This is a genomic window from Marinomonas sp. GJ51-14 (genome assembly GCF_055808695.1).
Window position 1 is genome coordinate 2,430,768 of sequence record NZ_CM147879.1, and the last position, 15,155, is coordinate 2,445,922.

Consider the following 15,155-nt stretch of genomic DNA (forward strand, 5'->3'; position numbering starts at 1 on the left):
TTATTGAAAGAAAAAACTTTTTAGATTCAGGATTTAAACGAGAATCAGGACATATTCGTTTGGCTATTGTATCATGGCGAACAGATTTGTGTTGCCTGCCTCGTTTGTCGGGATTGTCAGGCAAGACGTAAGCAAAACATGACGTTGAGAAGATAATTATGATCATAAAACCAAAGATTCGCGGATTTATTTGTACAACAACACACCCAGTAGGTTGTGAGCAGAATGTAAGAAATCAAATCGCTTTTACTAAGAGTAAAGGGAAAGTTGAAAACGGTCCTAAGAAAGTGCTTGTGATCGGTGCATCTAGTGGCTATGGCTTGTCTTCTCGAATCGCTGCAGCATTTGGTTCTGGTGCAGCAACAATTGGTGTTTTCTTTGAAAAGCCTGGTACTGAGAAGAAAACAGGTACCGCAGGTTGGTATAATTCGGCGGCTTTTGATAAAGCAGCGAAAGAAGAGGGTTTGTACTCTAAAAGTATTAATGGCGATGCTTTCTCAAATGAAGCCCGTGCAAAAGTAATTGATTTGATCAAAGAGGATCTTGGTCAAGTGGATATGGTAGTTTACTCACTGGCTTCTCCAGTACGTAAAATGCCAGAAACAGGTGAAGTGATTCGCTCTGTGCTTAAGCCTATTGGTGAAACATACAAATCTACTGCCATCGATACGAACAAAGACGTTATTATCGAAGCTGAAATCGAGCCAGCGACAGAAGAAGAAGTTGCAGCAACGACGACGGTTATGGGCGGTCAAGATTGGGAGCTTTGGATGTCTGCTCTACAAGAAGCTGGTGTGTTAGCTGATGGTGTTCGTACTGTTGCTTACTCTTATATTGGTTCTGATATTACTTGGCCAATTTATTGGCATGGAGCATTAGGTAAGGCGAAGGAAGATTTAGACCGTGCCTCTGCGGCTATTGATAGCAAGCTTGCTTCATTGAATGGTGGTGCGAATGTTGCTGTGTTGAAATCTGTTGTTACACAGGCTTCTTCTGCTATTCCTGTTATGCCTTTGTATTTAGCAATGGTCTTCAAAATAATGCGTGAAAAGAACCTTCATGAAGGTTGTATGGATCAAATCTATCGCATGTTCTCTGAGCGTTTATACAATAATAACAATCCATCTGAGCTTACCGATGATAAAAATCGTTTACGTTTGGATGATTGGGAATTGCGTGAAGATGTTCAGCAAGCATGTCGCGATCTTTGGCCGAAAATTACTGATGCTAACTTATTCGCGGAAACAGATTACCAGCTTTATAAAGACGAGTTCTTGAGGTTGTTTGGTTTTGGTCTCGATGGTGTTGATTATGACGCTGAAGCAGAGCCTGTTGCTGATTTTGATGTGATTACACTTTAATTTCGATTGAAGATAATCAAGAAAAGGAGTTCAGTGTTAACTGAACTCCTTTTTTAATGTCTTTTTATCTCTTATAGTATATGGATTCATGCTTTGGGGTGATTATGAAACAATCTTTTTGGATGCTTTGCTTTGTACCATTAGTTGCCGGTGCTCAGACTGTTGAGCGTCAGCCTATCGATATTATTTATGGGAACCAAATAATACGTACTGAACATCAAGTAGTCGTTAGCTCCCCTGAAGAGGTTTCGGTGATTCCCGTTGATCGCTCTGTTTCAACCTTGGGTCCTAATGTTGTTATTGCGGCAGATGGAAAAGTGTCTTCGTATCTGGAAGAGAATGATATCGCTGAGCGTGAACAGGAAATTTATGATGAAGTAAATCGCCGAACAGAAGAGGCACCTTTTACTGTTTTGTTTACTGGAAATATACCTGATGAGATTCAAGAAAAACGTCTTCGTATGATGCCTGAAATCGGTGTTTTTGGTGATCAAGTTGATCCACCTGACGATATCTCTAATCATGCTATTGTGCCTGATGTAGGGGATTTTTCTCCAGCAGGAAAAGGCATTTCACCAGTTAGGTCTGGCTCTTCCATGAATAATGACGAAAGAGGGAAAAGTGATGAAGAAAGGTTAGAGCAATTGATTGGAGGATAGATTGTTTTAATCTTGTTTAACCTCTTCTATTGCTTCTAAAGCTCCGATTCTATTTAGACTACTTTCGTTAATGGGTAGTAGTGAAGAAGGGGATGATGTCATCCAGTTTTCTTCAACTAATTCCGCTGGAAATGCTTTGTTATGAACGATAATGTTTGTAGATTCAATGGCTTGTAATTTATCTTTCGTAAACTGAATGAAATTTTCTATATTGAGTTTTTCTACCGTGTTAATCCATTCTTCCCTTGTTTGATACTCTTCACCTTTTGCAATTTGACGCCATTCATTTAGTGCATTGTCGCTTAGGTTCTTAGGTTTTGTTCTGAGCTCGCTTAGCAGTGCACTCTTTGCTGTATTGAATTCCTCTTGTGAAAGTGTTTCTAATCTGTTTTTTTGTTCTGTTAGAAAATCTTGTATGGCTGTGATGATGGTTAATGTGTCTTTATTTGGAGATTGAACTAATAAGCCTAAGATAGGGGTATCTCGTGTGCTTAAATTTTGTGTACCAACAATATAGCCGAGTTGTTTGTTGGTTCTGAGTTCTTGGTAGAACGGACTGTTGATGAGCTTTTTGAGTATGGATATATGGGCCTTTTCTGTAATGGCTTCTACTTTTGTTGTTTCTGGGGGTTGTGTACTGGTGCTGATTATTGTGTAAAGCACGACACTATCGTCACTAGTGGAGTCAAATTTATAATGTAACTTTTGTTGAGCGGTTAGGTGCTTTGTTTCAATTTCTATTGGTGTTCTTGGGAATAAACGGCCGTCGAAGCGCTGGTAAAGAGAAGTTGCTAATTTCTCAGTTTGCTCTTTGGTTACGTTGCCAGTGCTGTAGCCAACAATGTCAAAGTGTTCTCTGGCTTGTTTTGTGAAAGCCAATAGATCTTCTAATGATAGTGATGTTAGGGCGCTTTCTAACTCTTCAGTAGTGAAACTGTTTTTTGTTATTAACGTACTAAATGCTGAATTGGCATTGCGGTACGCTTGTCGACTTTTTTGATTGCTCAGGTCTTTTATAAGCTGCTTTTTGGCTAATTCAAATCGCTCTATGCTTGGTCGGAATAGAAAAAGTTGGTCGATCAGCCAAGTGATATAAGTACCTTGTTTATCTGAGTAGCCATTTGTTCTAAGTGTGGCGCCATTTGCATGAGGATAAAAGGTAAAGCCTAGACCTGCGACATAAGGGGCATATGTAGATTCGCTTACGCTGTCATTAAAGAGACGGCTCCATAACCTGTTTAGTAACGTATTTTCTGGAGTGTCTGTTGCATGATCGAAGCGTATGGTGACGAAATTCATGGCAACTGGCTTTTTGAAGCTTGAGTCAGACTTGTTCCAATAGGTGAAGCCTTCTTTTTGGAAAATAATAGAAGGTTCGTCGTCTTTTCCATCAATTAAATTTAGTGACTCTGGAATGAAGTTGTTTTTTTCAGGCAAGCTTACATAAGTGCTTGTGACAGCTAGATTGACAAAATTTAAAAATGTCTGACTAAAGTCATTGTTGCTGTATTGGGTTTGATACCAAGGTTCTGTTTTCCATGTTATTGGCTCTTTGGCCCAGCTCTCGGGGAAATCTTTGTTAGTTGCTATCTGAACTAATAGGTTCTCTGTGTTGAGTTGCTGTAAGAGGCGAGCTACTTGTTCTTTGCTGGCTGTTGTGTCAACACGAAAGCTGCTTAATATGTCTTCGACTGGAATTTTAAGCATTCTCGATGACAGGGATCTAGCGAGTCTTTGTGGATCAACATAGTTTTGATTGTTATACATTAACTGGCTAAGTTTGAGGCCTTCTTCAAGATAGAGAGGGTTTATTGAAGAAGATCTTAATAGGCTGATAGTGGCAAATAATTGTTTGGCTACTGTATCTATTTTTTCCATACCCTCGTTAGTGAGATGCATTTTTACTGAGAAAAAAGCATTGTCGCCATAGTCGGGGCTGGTGCTGGCAGAAATGCTATTGATAAGCCCTTCTGACTTTAAGGATGCAAATAAAGAACCCTTGTTTTCGTTACCTAATATATAGGATAAATAGCGTGTAGGTTGTGTTTTGTAATTGTCACTTTGAGCATCAATTTGATAATAAAAAGACAAGGTGTTGTTGTCGATGAGTGAGCGAACAAATTGTAGGTGAGGCTTTCCGACAGGGATGAGTGTTGAGTAGTGTTCCTCATCCTTTAATGTGTTGCTCGGAATGTCTGAAAAGTATTGGCGAGCAAGCGTTGCTAGTTGGTCTGGTGATAGGTTTGCAACTAAGACTAATGCCATATTTTCGGCAAAATAATTTTGCTTATAAAGTGAGAGTAGCTGTTCTCTTAATGGATTGTTTGGAAGGTCTTTTAGGGTGTCTAAATTACCTACAGTGAAACGGTTGTATGGGTGTTCTGAGTTAATTAGTGTTTTGAATGCTTGATTGTTACGTCGGCTCTCATTTTTAAATTTCGCTTTGTACTCTGCATCTACTGCATTTTTTTCTCGTTGAGTTAGTGATTCACTAAATAGTGGTGTGGTGAAGAACTGAGCAAATCTATCAAGTCCGCCTTCATATGCATTAGGTTTTATATCGAAATAAAAATTAGTGGTGTCTGTGCTTGTGTAAGCATTATGTGAACCGCCATTTGTATTAATGAAAGATTGATAGTCTCCGGATTCTGGGTATTTTTCTGTGCCTAAGAAAAGCATATGTTCTAAAAAGTGGGCAAGACCTTGTTGCTCATCTGGATCTTGGAAGCTTCCTACACCAACGGATAATGAAGCTGAAAAACGTTCTGCCTGAGGGTCGCTGATTAATAGTACTTTAAGTTTGTTTGGTAGCGTTATTGTGTAATAGCTGTTTGTGTCTGTTAGGCTTTTATTGGCTATTTCTTTGATGTTATTTTGTGTGGTTTCGGTGTTTTTCATGTTTTTTTTTGTATCATCGATTTTTGCTGCTCTGCTCTCCACTTCATCTGTATTCAATTGTGTGTTTTTCTCTGTTGTATTGTGGTTTGAGGTTGTGTCGTCAGCATGGCCTGGAAGTGATGCCAGCGCTGAAAGTAGAGTGAAATAGGAAATTGCTTTTTTAAGGGTGTGATTCATCTCCTCAGATTAACTGAAGCATATGAGAAGATGCAATGGACTTCTGAGCTATCCGTTGCATCTACCACATTATTTTATTGAGCGTTTAAGGATTGACCGTTAATTGTAAGGCTGTCTTTACCCATTAGATAAAGATAAATCGGCATAATATCTTCTGGGGTCGAAAGGGTGTTTGGGTCTTCTTCTGGAAATGCTCCTGCGCGCATGTTAGTTCTGGTTGCGCCAGGGTTAATGGCATTTGCACGGATGTTTGGTGATAGCTCGGCAAGTTCGCTGGCGAATAATTGCATCATGGCTTCAGTTGCAAATTTTGAAATTGCGTACGCCCCCCAGTTTGCCCTTGCTGTTCTACCGACTCCGGAAGATGTAAAGATAATGGAAGCATTTTCGGCTTTTTCCATTAGAGGGAGCAGGGCTTGGTTTAGCAGTAGTTGGCTAGTGACATTAACGCGCATTACTTGTTCAAATAAGGCGGGGTCGTAGTTCACTAAAGATGTGCGTTGCCCTAATAGGCTTGCATTGTGAAGAATGCCATCAAGATGTCCAAATTCACTTTTTATTGTATTAGAAAGCTCTAGGTAATCATGCTCTGAGGCGCCGTCAAGGTTTAGTGGCACAATAGCGGCTTGAGGGTATTGGTTTTTGTCTATGAAATCGTAAACAGTCTCGAGTTTTTTTGTAGTACGGCCAAGTAGTATGACGGTTGCGCCATGTTTTGCGTAGGTGATAGCTGCGGTTTTACCGATGCCATCACCTGCACCTGTAACGAGGATAACTTTGTCTTTTAGTAGTTGGCTTGGGGCTTGATAATGAAACATATCTCCTCCTTGCACCTTGCTTAGGTGTTGGATTTTTGAGTGTGCATTAGGTAATTTACAGACACATCTTTATCGTTCAGTTTGTATATCTTTGTTAGAGGGTTGTAAGTCATACCTGTCATGTGGATGACTTCTAGTCCTGCGGACCGTGCGTAATTGTTAAGTTCAGCAGGTTGGATGAATTTTGCATAGTCATGTGTGCCTTTAGGAAGCATGTTGAGGATGTATTCTGCTCCGATAATGGCAAAAAGATACGCTTTTGGGTTTCTGTTAATGGTTGACAAAAATACGTGTCCGCCGGGTTTAACAAGTGTCATGCAGGCTTTGATTACTGATGCTGGATCTGGTACGTGCTCTAACATTTCAAGGCAGGTGACTACATCATATTGGCCAGCTTCTCGCTGCGCTATTTCTTCGGCGGTGATTTTTTCATAATCAATATCAAGCTTTGATTCTTCGAGATGTAGTTTAGCCACCGCAAGAGGTGCTTCGCCCATGTCGATACCTTTTACATTGGCGCCAAGTTTTGCCATTGCTTCTGATAAAATGCCACCACCACATCCTATATCAATAACTTTCTTGCCCTTTAATCCTGATGTGCGTTCGTTGATGTAATTGGTGCGCAAAGGGTTGATATCATGAAGTGGTTTGAATTCATTTTCTGTATCCCACCATTTGCTCGCCAAAGCTTCAAACTTTGCAACTTCATTTAAATCTACATTGTTTTGTTGTGGGTTTGTCATTTTATATGTTTTCCATTTATATACGGCTAAAACTAAAGTGCCCGCTTGGTTTTTTAGCTGCTTTAGGTGTTGGTTGTAGGCTTCTTTGGGTCTATTTATTGGTGTTATTATCTAAAGGACTACGTTGTGACTTTCTCTTTAGATCTGTTTTAAGAATATTACAGAGAAGCTTGCTTTTTTCTAGTATAGCGCCAACCTAATGAGCTGACCAATAGCTAACTTGATTTACATCTAAAGGATGCTTGATTAAGAAGCTAGGGAGGCATAATGAAGTGGAATCGAATAAGTAGCTTCGTCTAAATACAATATTGGGTAACAAAACACATTCTTGAAGGGGTGTTATTTATTTCCTTATGTTATAATGCGGCGCTTATAAAAAGATATTAGAAAGTCTTTTTGACTTTCGCGGCATAAAGGATCGGTTGTACCTATGGGTGAATTAGCCAAAGAAATTATTCCCGTCAGTATCGAAAATGAACTTAAGGGGTCTTACCTAGATTACGCAATGAGCGTAATTGTAGGTCGAGCATTACCTGATGTACGAGACGGATTAAAACCTGTTCACCGTCGTGTTCTATTTGCGATGAATGAACTTAAAAACGATTGGAATAAACCGTACAAAAAATCGGCGCGTATCGTCGGTGATGTAATCGGTAAGTATCACCCACATGGTGATTCTGCTGTATACGACACTATTGTTCGTATGGCGCAGCCTTTCTCAATGCGTTATACCTTGGTTGATGGTCAAGGTAATTTCGGTTCTGTCGATGGTGATAGTGCTGCCGCGATGCGTTATACCGAGATTCGTATGGCGAAAATTTCTCACCATCTTTTGATGGATCTTGAGAAAGAGACCGTTGATTTTGTGCCTAACTATGATGGCACAGAGTTTATGCCAGAAGTATTGCCTGCACGTGTACCGGGATTGCTTGTTAATGGCTCCGCTGGTATCGCAGTAGGTATGGCGACTAATATTCCTCCTCATAATCTTGGTGAGATTATCGATGGTTGTCTTGCTGTTATTGATAATGCAGACATTAGCATTGAAGATCTTGTTGAGCATATCCCAGGACCTGACTTCCCAACAGGGGCGTTTATCAATGGTCGTGCTGGTATTATTGAAGCTTATAAAACAGGGCGCGGTCGTATCTATATGCGTGCCCGTCATCACTTTGAAGACATGGAGAAAGGCAACCGTCAATCCATCGTTTTCACCGAGATTCCTTATCAGCTTAACAAAGCGAAAGTAATTGAAAAAATTGCAGAACTAGTGAAAGACAAGAAGCTTGAAGGTATTAGTGAGCTTCGTGATGAGTCTGATAAAGATGGTATGCGTATTGTTATTGAGCTGCGTCGTGGCGAAAATCCAGACGTTGTTGTTAATAATATTTTTACTCAAACTCAATTGCAGTCTGTGTTTGGTATCAATATGGTGGCCTTGGTTGACGGTCGTCCACAGTTACTAAACCTTAAGCAAATTCTTGAATGTTTTGTTAAGCATCGTCGTGAAGTGGTTACTCGTCGAACTATTTTTGAGCTTCGTAAAGCCCGTGAACGTGGTCATATCCTTGAAGGTTTGGCTGTTTCGTTGGCAAATATAGATCGTGTTATTGAATTGATTCGTACATCTCCAACTTCAGCTGAAGCAAAAGAAAAAATTGTTAGTGAATCTTGGCAGCCAGGTAATGTGGTTGCTATGTTGGAGCGTGCCGGTGCAGATGCGTGTCGCCCTGATGATTTAGAAGCTGGTTATGGTTTTGTTGATGGCGCTTATCATTTGTCGCCAGATCAAGCCCAAGCAATTCTAGACTTGCGTTTACACCGTTTGACAGGACTGGAGCATGAAAAATTACTTGGTGAATATAAGTCTCTGATTGAGCTTATTGCTGAGCTTTTGAATATCCTCTCTAATCCAGATCGTTTGATGGAAGTTATCCGTGAAGAGCTTGAAGAGGTGCGTGATTCTTTTGGTGATGCACGTCGAACAGAAATTTTAACTTCCCGTCAAGATTTAACCATTGCTGATTTGATTGATGAAGCGCCTATGGTTGTGACGATTTCGAATACCGGTTATGCAAAATCTCAGCCGCTAGAAGAGTATCAAGCTCAACGTCGTGGTGGTCGTGGTAAATCCTCAGCTAGCATGAAAGATGAGGATCACATTGAACATCTTCTTGTGACCAGTAGTCACGATACCATCATGCTTTTCAGTAACTTCGGTAAAGTATATTGGTTGCGAGTTTTTGAGATTCCAGTGGCAAGTCGTGGGGCAAAAGGTCGTCCTATCGTCAATTTATTGCCTCTACGAGATGGTGAATCCATTTCTGCCTTATTGCCTTTGCCAGTTGTTGAGGACGCAGGGAAAGAAGAGGGCGATGAAGATGTTGCTGATGACGCAAATGTAGAAGCAAGTAGTTATATTTTTATGGCTACTGCAAAAGGTACGGTTAAGAAAACTGCGATGCAGAACTTTGCTCGTCCTCGTTCCACCGGTCTGATTGCATTGAGTCTTGATGAAACGGATGAGCTTGTTGGAGTGTCGGTTACTACGGGTGAAAACGACATTATGTTGGTTTCTTCTTCTGGTAAAACAATTCGCTTTAAAGAGTCTGATGTTCGTCCGATGGGGCGTACTGCAGCAGGCGTTCGAGGTATTCGTTTAGGTGAAGACGCGAAAGTGGTTTCTCTTATTGTTCCTCAAGAAGGCTCTGCAGTGTTGATGGCTTGTGAAAATGGCTATGGTAAACGTACTGCGGTTGAAGATTTCCCTGTTTATGGGCGTGGTGGTCAAGGTGTTATCGGTATTCAAGTGTCTGATCGTAACGGTCCTGTGATTGGTGCTGCTCAGGTTGATGAAACGGATGAAATTATCTTGATTACAGATCAAGGGACACTTGTTCGTACTCGAGTAACGGAAGTATCTTGCCAAGGGCGAAATACTCAAGGTGTGACTTTGATTCGTTTAACGAATGATGAGCATCTGGTTGGTATTGAACGTGTTGTGGAAGATGATGAAGGAGACGTTGAGATTGATGAGGCGGATGACGTCACAATCGATCAAGTGCCAAATGATGGCGATGAATCTCCAGATATCACAGAAGCTGATACGGAATAGTAAATAAGCGACGCACCTAGGTGCGTCGCTTTTGTTGTAGATAGGTCCTGAGAATACTAGAGGTAATAAGCAGGATGAGCCGAGTATATAATTTTTGTTCTGGTCCAGCAGCGCTTCCAGAAGCCGTTTTGAAGAAAGCACAAGCTGAAATGTTAGATTGGCATGGTGCTGGTGTTTCCGTTATGGAAATGAGCCATCGTAGTGCTGAGTTTATGTCCATATTGGCTTCGGCTAAGGCGCGTTTGTCTCGCTTGCTTAATGTTAGTGATGATTACGAAATTTTGTTTGTACAAGGTGGTGCGTCTACTTTATTTTCTCAAATCCCTGCAAATCTAGTTAATGGGTTTGATTCAGCTTGCTATTTAGATACCGGGGCTTGGTCTTCTAAAGCAATAAAAGAAGCAAAACTCTTTACGAAAGTGAATGTTGTTGGTTCTTCTAAAGAACACAACTACACGAGTGTCCCTGACTTCTCTAGTCTTGAATTAGATGAAAGTGCGGCTTATCTGCACCTTTGCCCAAATGAAACAATTGGTGGTGTCGAGTTTTCTAATTTACCTGAAACGAATTTGCCGATTGTGGCAGATTTGTCTTCAACTATTTTGTCTCGAAAGATTGATGTAAGTAAATACGGTATGATTTACGCAGGTGCTCAGAAAAACGTTGGCCCTGCAGGTGTGGTTATTTGTATTGTACGTAAAGATTTATTGGTTCGCTCTAGTGATGATCTGCCTTCTATTTGGAGTTTTGCTAATTTAGCTGCAAATGACTCCATGATAAATACACCGCCTACTTTTGCCATTTATTTGGCAGATCTTGTGTTTGAGTGGTTGGAAGAGCAGGGTGGTGTTGATGCAATAGAGGCGATCAATATTCGTAAAGCACAAGCTTTGTATGATTTTATTGATTCTAGTGCATTTTATTCAAACCCAGTCGAGCCAGCGTTTAGATCTCGTATGAATGTACCTTTTATTTTAGCGGATAACTCATTAGATGCTTTGTTTATTAAAGAATCTGAAGAGGCTGGTTTGCGAACATTGGCTGGTCATCGTTCTGTTGGTGGAATGCGAGCCAGTATCTACAACGCTATGCCAATGGAAGGTGTAATTGCATTAATCGACTTTATGCGCAGCTTTTGAAGAACGTCACGGGTAATAAATAGCATGTCTAACTCTAAAAATGCGGTGCCAAATACACTGCCGTTATTGCGTGATCGTATTGATTCAATTGATTCGCAAATTCAAATTTTGATTAATGAACGTGCACGCTGCGCTCAAAAAGTTGCTGAAGTTAAACTGGCAGAGCAGAGTGATGACGTTGTTTTCTACCGTCCAGAGCGAGAGGCTCAGGTGTTACGTCGTGTGATGGAGCGTAATGAAGGGCCTCTTGGTAATGAAGAAATGGCGAAGATTTTTCGTCAAGTTATGTCTTCTTGTCTTGCACTGGAAAAACCAATGCGCATCGCTTTTTTAGGACCGGAAGGTACTTTTACTCAGCAAGCAGCATTAAAGCATTTTGGTAAATCTATTATTAGTGCTCCTATGGCTGCAATTGATGAGGTTTTTCGTGAGGTGGAATCGGGCGCTGCAAATTATGGTGTTGTACCAGTTGAAAACTCCACGGAAGGTGTTGTTAATCACACTTTAGATAGTTTTCGAGATTCTCGCTTGAAAATTTGCGGAGAAGTGGAAGAGCGTATTCACCATCATTTGTTGGTGAGTCCTAATATTAATTCCGAAGATGTTACGCATATTTATTCACATCAACAATCATTAGCACAGTGTCGAGCTTGGTTGGATCGCTACTGGCCTCACGCTGAGCGTGTTGCTGTAAGTTCGAATGCAGAAGCGGCTCGTCTCGCGGCTGATGCGGGCAGAAGTGGTCGTGCTGTTGCTGCGATTGCTGGTGAGGTGGCTTGTGAGTTATATGGCCTGTCAAAAGTATCCGCTAATATTGAAGATCGTCCTGATAACACAACGCGCTTTTTAATAGTAGGTAATCAAGATGTGCCACCTAGTGGCAAGGACAAAACCTCTTTGTTAATTAGTGCTAAAAATGAACCAGGTGCTTTGTATCATTTGCTTGAGGCATTTGAGCGTCATGGTGTTGATATGACTCGATTAGAGACTCGTCCTTCATTGATGAGTCGTTGGGGTTATATTTTTTACATTGATTTCGTTGGTCACTATCTAGATGAGGCATGTTGCGCTGTTATTGATGAACTCCGCGAAAAAGCATCTGAAGTGAAGGTGTTAGGTTCTTATCCTGTGGCTGTACTTTAGTCATTAATCACTTTTGAATATTGCTAGGTGTGTTGTACTTTGATAGATACGAGTAATTTTTAGATGCCTCTGGATACTATGCCCCAAGAAAGTAAGAAATTTGGTAATGTTATGATCATTGGTCTTGGCATGATTGGTGGTTCTTTCGCAAAAGCACTTAGAGATCGAGGTCTGGCGACACTTTATGGGGCTGATCGTCGAGAAGGTGAGTTAGCGTTAGGAGTGTCGACGGGGGTTATTGATTACCCCGCTGAATTGTCTGCAGAATATATTGGTAAAATGGATGTTATTATCTTGGCGACACCAGTTCGAGCGATGGAGTCGGTTCTACATGAAATAAAGCCTTTTTTATCTGAGCGTACGTTAATTACGGATGTGGGTTCAACGAAAGGTAGTGTTGTTGAGGCGGCTCGTCGAGTTTTTAAGGAAGTGCCTTCTAATTTTATTCCTAGTCACCCAATCGCTGGTGCTGAGAAAAGTGGTGTATTAGCTTCTAATCCTTTGCTATTTGAAAAACATATGGCGATAGTGACGCCTTTGCCAGACAGCAATCCTGTTTTGCTTGATCGTTTGCATCGTATCTGGCGATCCGTTGGGGCAGATGTGGTGAGCATGGATGTTGAACATCATGATCATGTTTTGGCCTCTTCCAGTCATTTGCCGCATTTGCTTGCTTATACCTTGGTTGATGCTCTCGCTAATGGTGAACGTAGTCAGGATGTTTTTAAGTTTGCTGCTGGTGGTTTTCGTGATTTTACCCGAATTGCGTCCAGTGACCCAGTTATGTGGCGAGATGTCTTTATGGCAAATAAAGACGCAACTTTAGCGACATTAGATCATTTTACTGATCGTCTTGCTGATATGCGTACCGCAATAGAGCAAGGTGATGGTGCGAGTATGTTTGGTGTTTTTACTCGCGCAAAGTCTGCGCGAGATCATTTTCTTCGAGTTTTAGAGCAGCGTACAATTGGAACTACAAAAGAAGTGCGTCCTGTTTCGCTATCTGTTTTACCTGCTTCAGCATTGAAAGGCCGTATTTCTTTGTTGGGTGACAAATCTTTGTCACATAAAGCGATTACTATAGCGGCGCTATCTATAGGTGTTAGTGAATTAGATAACATAGATTTAAATGGTGATGTGCGCATTACTATGCAGGCATTTAGAGATATGGGCGTGGTTATCGAAGAAATGGCGACTGATCAGCTTCGAATCCATGGTGTTGGTCTCAAGGGTTTAAAAGCACCTATTGCGCCTATTAATGTTCATGAGTCTAGAGAGAGTCTGTATTTATTGTTGCCAGTTTTGGCTGGACAGTCTTTTGTGACGTCTGTTGTTGCTGAAGGGGTGTTGTTGAATCAGTCACTGAGTGACTTATTCTCTTTAGTAAAAGATATGGGGTGTGAGGTTACTTCGGAAGTGAGTAATTGTTTGCCTGCGGTATTATCTCCAGGTGAATGCTCCAAAGTTTCTATTTCTTTAAAAAGTGGTTCGGAACGTCTTCGAATGGCGGCATTTTTAGCCACACTGTACACAACTAGTAGTAGTTATGTTAGGCCGTTATCGCTTGGCTTATCTCATTGTGAGGTTTTATTGCGTCGTTTTGGTATAGCAATATCGGAAGCGAATAATGGCTTTAATATTGAGCCATCAGCTCCTGTCGGAACGCATATTGTTTTATCTGGTGATGAGCATGAAACCGCCTGGTTGGTTTTATTAGCAAGTTTATTACCTGGTTCTGAATTGATAATAGATAATGCCGGTTTAGATTCTGTGTCATTCGATTATTTGTCTTTTTTGCAATCAATTGGTGCGGATATTTCAATACCTGAAGCTGGTTCAGTCGGGCTTTATGAAGGTGCTCTTCGTGTTGGTTTTTCTGAGTTGAGTGCTTTTGATTTGGGTTCTGAACAAAGCTATCGGTTTAGAGATGAATTGCCTCTTTTGTGTGTGGCTGCGGCTTATGCAAACGGAGACAGTCATATAAAAGGTATTAATGAATTACCTTATTATTATGAAGATAGAATATTGGCTTTAGTGGATGCACTTGAGCATATGAAGATTGTTAGTGTCTATCAGAATGGCGAGTTAATTATTAAGGGCGGTTTGCCGCAAGGTGGAGAGCTAGATTGCGCCGGTGATGATCGGCTTGCGCTTGCCATGATTGCGTTAGGCGCTAGAAGTAAGGCAGTAACTAAAATTAATGACTGTCAAAAATTGCTAGAAGAATTTAGTGAGTTAGAGAGTGTCGCTTTGCAATTAGGTTTTCATTGTTTAGTGGCGCAATAGTTTTTAAAGAGGAATAGTTATGATCAACCAAGGCCCAGTTATTACGATTGATGGTCCAAGTGGTGCAGGTAAAGGCACTGTAAGTCAATTAATCGCAGAAAAGCTGGGATGGCACATGCTGGATAGCGGTGCGTTATATCGTCTTCTCTCCCTTGCAGTTTCTCATCATGGTATGTCTGTAGATGATGTTGATACGCTCAAAGTATTGGCTGAACATCTGGATATCCAATTTGAGCAATCAGACGAAGGTAAAGTTGAAATTATTCTAGAAGGTGAGAAGGTTACACAAGCCATTCGTACCGAAGAGGTTGGTAATAATGCGTCTAAACTCGCTGCTATTCCTGCTGTTCGTGAAGGTTTGTTACTTCGTCAGCGTGCTTTTTCGCAACAGCCAGGGTTGGTGGCGGATGGGCGCGATATGGGGACGGTGGTTTTTCCATCAGCGCAAATCAAAATATTCTTAACTGCATCTGCTGAAGAGCGTGCTCAGAGACGTTTGCAGCAATTGCAGCAAAAAGGGGAAGCTGTTAATCTAGCGGAACTTATAAAAACGATTAAAGAGCGAGATGAGCGAGATGCAAATCGAGAAATTGCTCCTCTTGTGCCTGCTGCAGGTGCCTTAGTAATCGATAGTACAGATTTGACAGTAGAACAGGTTGTCGAGATTATTTTTTCTGAAACGGAAAAAGCAGGTCTCGTATAATCTGTTCTTTTCTGCGCCTGAAATGTGCTAGAATAGATCAAATGTTATTCAAGTCGATAAAGGGCCAGCAAGCCTTTATCGCAACAACCCAAAAAAACTGACCCGTATTTGCT

Annotated in this window: 10 protein-coding genes; 7 read left to right on the plus strand and 3 right to left on the minus strand. The window is 41.1% G+C overall.

The genetic code is table 11. The features are described from left to right. Window positions 1–158 precede the first annotated feature (158 nt). Both fabV and AC0L3Y_RS11705 read left to right on the plus strand, forming a co-directional pair. Window positions 159–1,361, plus strand: a complete 1,203-nt coding sequence (fabV, locus tag AC0L3Y_RS11700; protein WP_473463150.1) for an enoyl-ACP reductase FabV — start codon at window positions 159–161, stop codon at window positions 1,359–1,361. Between the two features lie 104 nt (window positions 1,362–1,465). Beyond that, window positions 1,466–2,020, plus strand: a complete 555-nt coding sequence (locus tag AC0L3Y_RS11705) for a hypothetical protein (RefSeq protein WP_473463155.1) — start codon at window positions 1,466–1,468, stop codon at window positions 2,018–2,020. 6 nt (window positions 2,021–2,026) lie between these two features. Here the strand turns inward: AC0L3Y_RS11705 and AC0L3Y_RS11710 are convergent, their stop codons facing one another. From AC0L3Y_RS11710 to ubiG, 3 genes are all read right to left on the minus strand, one after another. Further along, window positions 2,027–5,095, minus strand: coding sequence for an insulinase family protein (locus AC0L3Y_RS11710; RefSeq protein WP_473463159.1), 3,069 nt, complete (start codon window positions 5,093–5,095; stop codon window positions 2,027–2,029). Window positions 5,096–5,169: 74 nt separating this feature from the next. Then, window positions 5,170–5,913 (minus strand): YciK family oxidoreductase, encoded by a 744-nt coding sequence (locus AC0L3Y_RS11715; RefSeq protein ID WP_473463165.1) that lies wholly within the window; start codon window positions 5,911–5,913, stop codon window positions 5,170–5,172. Between the two features lie 20 nt (window positions 5,914–5,933). Further along, entirely contained in the window at window positions 5,934–6,656 is a 723-nt protein-coding gene (gene ubiG, locus AC0L3Y_RS11720) for a bifunctional 2-polyprenyl-6-hydroxyphenol methylase/3-demethylubiquinol 3-O-methyltransferase UbiG (RefSeq protein ID WP_473463169.1), read from the minus strand. A gap of 430 nt (window positions 6,657–7,086) precedes the next feature. On the opposite strand from ubiG, the gene gyrA reads away from it, so the two are divergent. The 5 genes from gyrA (at window position 7,087) to cmk (ending at window position 15,042) form a co-directional block, all read left to right on the plus strand. Beyond that, entirely contained in the window at window positions 7,087–9,771 is a 2,685-nt protein-coding gene (gene gyrA / locus AC0L3Y_RS11725; protein ID WP_473463173.1) for a DNA gyrase subunit A, read from the plus strand. Window positions 9,772–9,845: 74 nt separating this feature from the next. After that, window positions 9,846–10,910, plus strand: coding sequence for a 3-phosphoserine/phosphohydroxythreonine transaminase (gene serC, locus AC0L3Y_RS11730; RefSeq protein ID WP_473463177.1), 1,065 nt, complete (start codon window positions 9,846–9,848; stop codon window positions 10,908–10,910). A 24-nt stretch (window positions 10,911–10,934) separates the two neighbouring features. Beyond that, on the plus strand, window positions 10,935–12,053 hold the full coding sequence (gene pheA / locus AC0L3Y_RS11735) for a prephenate dehydratase (RefSeq protein WP_473463182.1): 1,119 nt from the start codon (window positions 10,935–10,937) through the stop codon (window positions 12,051–12,053). A 63-nt stretch (window positions 12,054–12,116) separates the two neighbouring features. Then, window positions 12,117–14,339 (plus strand): prephenate dehydrogenase/arogenate dehydrogenase family protein, encoded by a 2,223-nt coding sequence (locus AC0L3Y_RS11740; RefSeq protein ID WP_473463185.1) that lies wholly within the window; start codon window positions 12,117–12,119, stop codon window positions 14,337–14,339. A gap of 19 nt (window positions 14,340–14,358) precedes the next feature. Next, window positions 14,359–15,042 (plus strand): (d)CMP kinase, encoded by a 684-nt coding sequence (cmk, locus tag AC0L3Y_RS11745; RefSeq protein WP_473463188.1) that lies wholly within the window; start codon window positions 14,359–14,361, stop codon window positions 15,040–15,042. Window positions 15,043–15,155: the final 113 nt, after the last annotated feature.

Coding starts and splice junctions, on each gene's coding strand:
- fabV (WP_473463150.1), top strand. CDS start 159: ATGATCATAAAACCAAAGATTCGCGGATTTATTTGTACAACAACACAC.
- AC0L3Y_RS11705 (WP_473463155.1), top strand. CDS start 1,466: ATGAAACAATCTTTTTGGATGCTTTGCTTTGTACCATTAGTTGCCGGT.
- AC0L3Y_RS11710 (WP_473463159.1), bottom strand. CDS start 5,095: ATGAATCACACCCTTAAAAAAGCAATTTCCTATTTCACTCTACTTTCA.
- AC0L3Y_RS11715 (WP_473463165.1), bottom strand. CDS start 5,913: ATGTTTCATTATCAAGCCCCAAGCCAACTACTAAAAGACAAAGTTATC.
- ubiG (WP_473463169.1), bottom strand. CDS start 6,656: ATGACAAACCCACAACAAAACAATGTAGATTTAAATGAAGTTGCAAAG.
- gyrA (WP_473463173.1), top strand. CDS start 7,087: ATGGGTGAATTAGCCAAAGAAATTATTCCCGTCAGTATCGAAAATGAA.
- serC (WP_473463177.1), top strand. CDS start 9,846: ATGAGCCGAGTATATAATTTTTGTTCTGGTCCAGCAGCGCTTCCAGAA.
- pheA (WP_473463182.1), top strand. CDS start 10,935: ATGTCTAACTCTAAAAATGCGGTGCCAAATACACTGCCGTTATTGCGT.
- AC0L3Y_RS11740 (WP_473463185.1), top strand. CDS start 12,117: ATGCCTCTGGATACTATGCCCCAAGAAAGTAAGAAATTTGGTAATGTT.
- cmk (WP_473463188.1), top strand. CDS start 14,359: ATGATCAACCAAGGCCCAGTTATTACGATTGATGGTCCAAGTGGTGCA.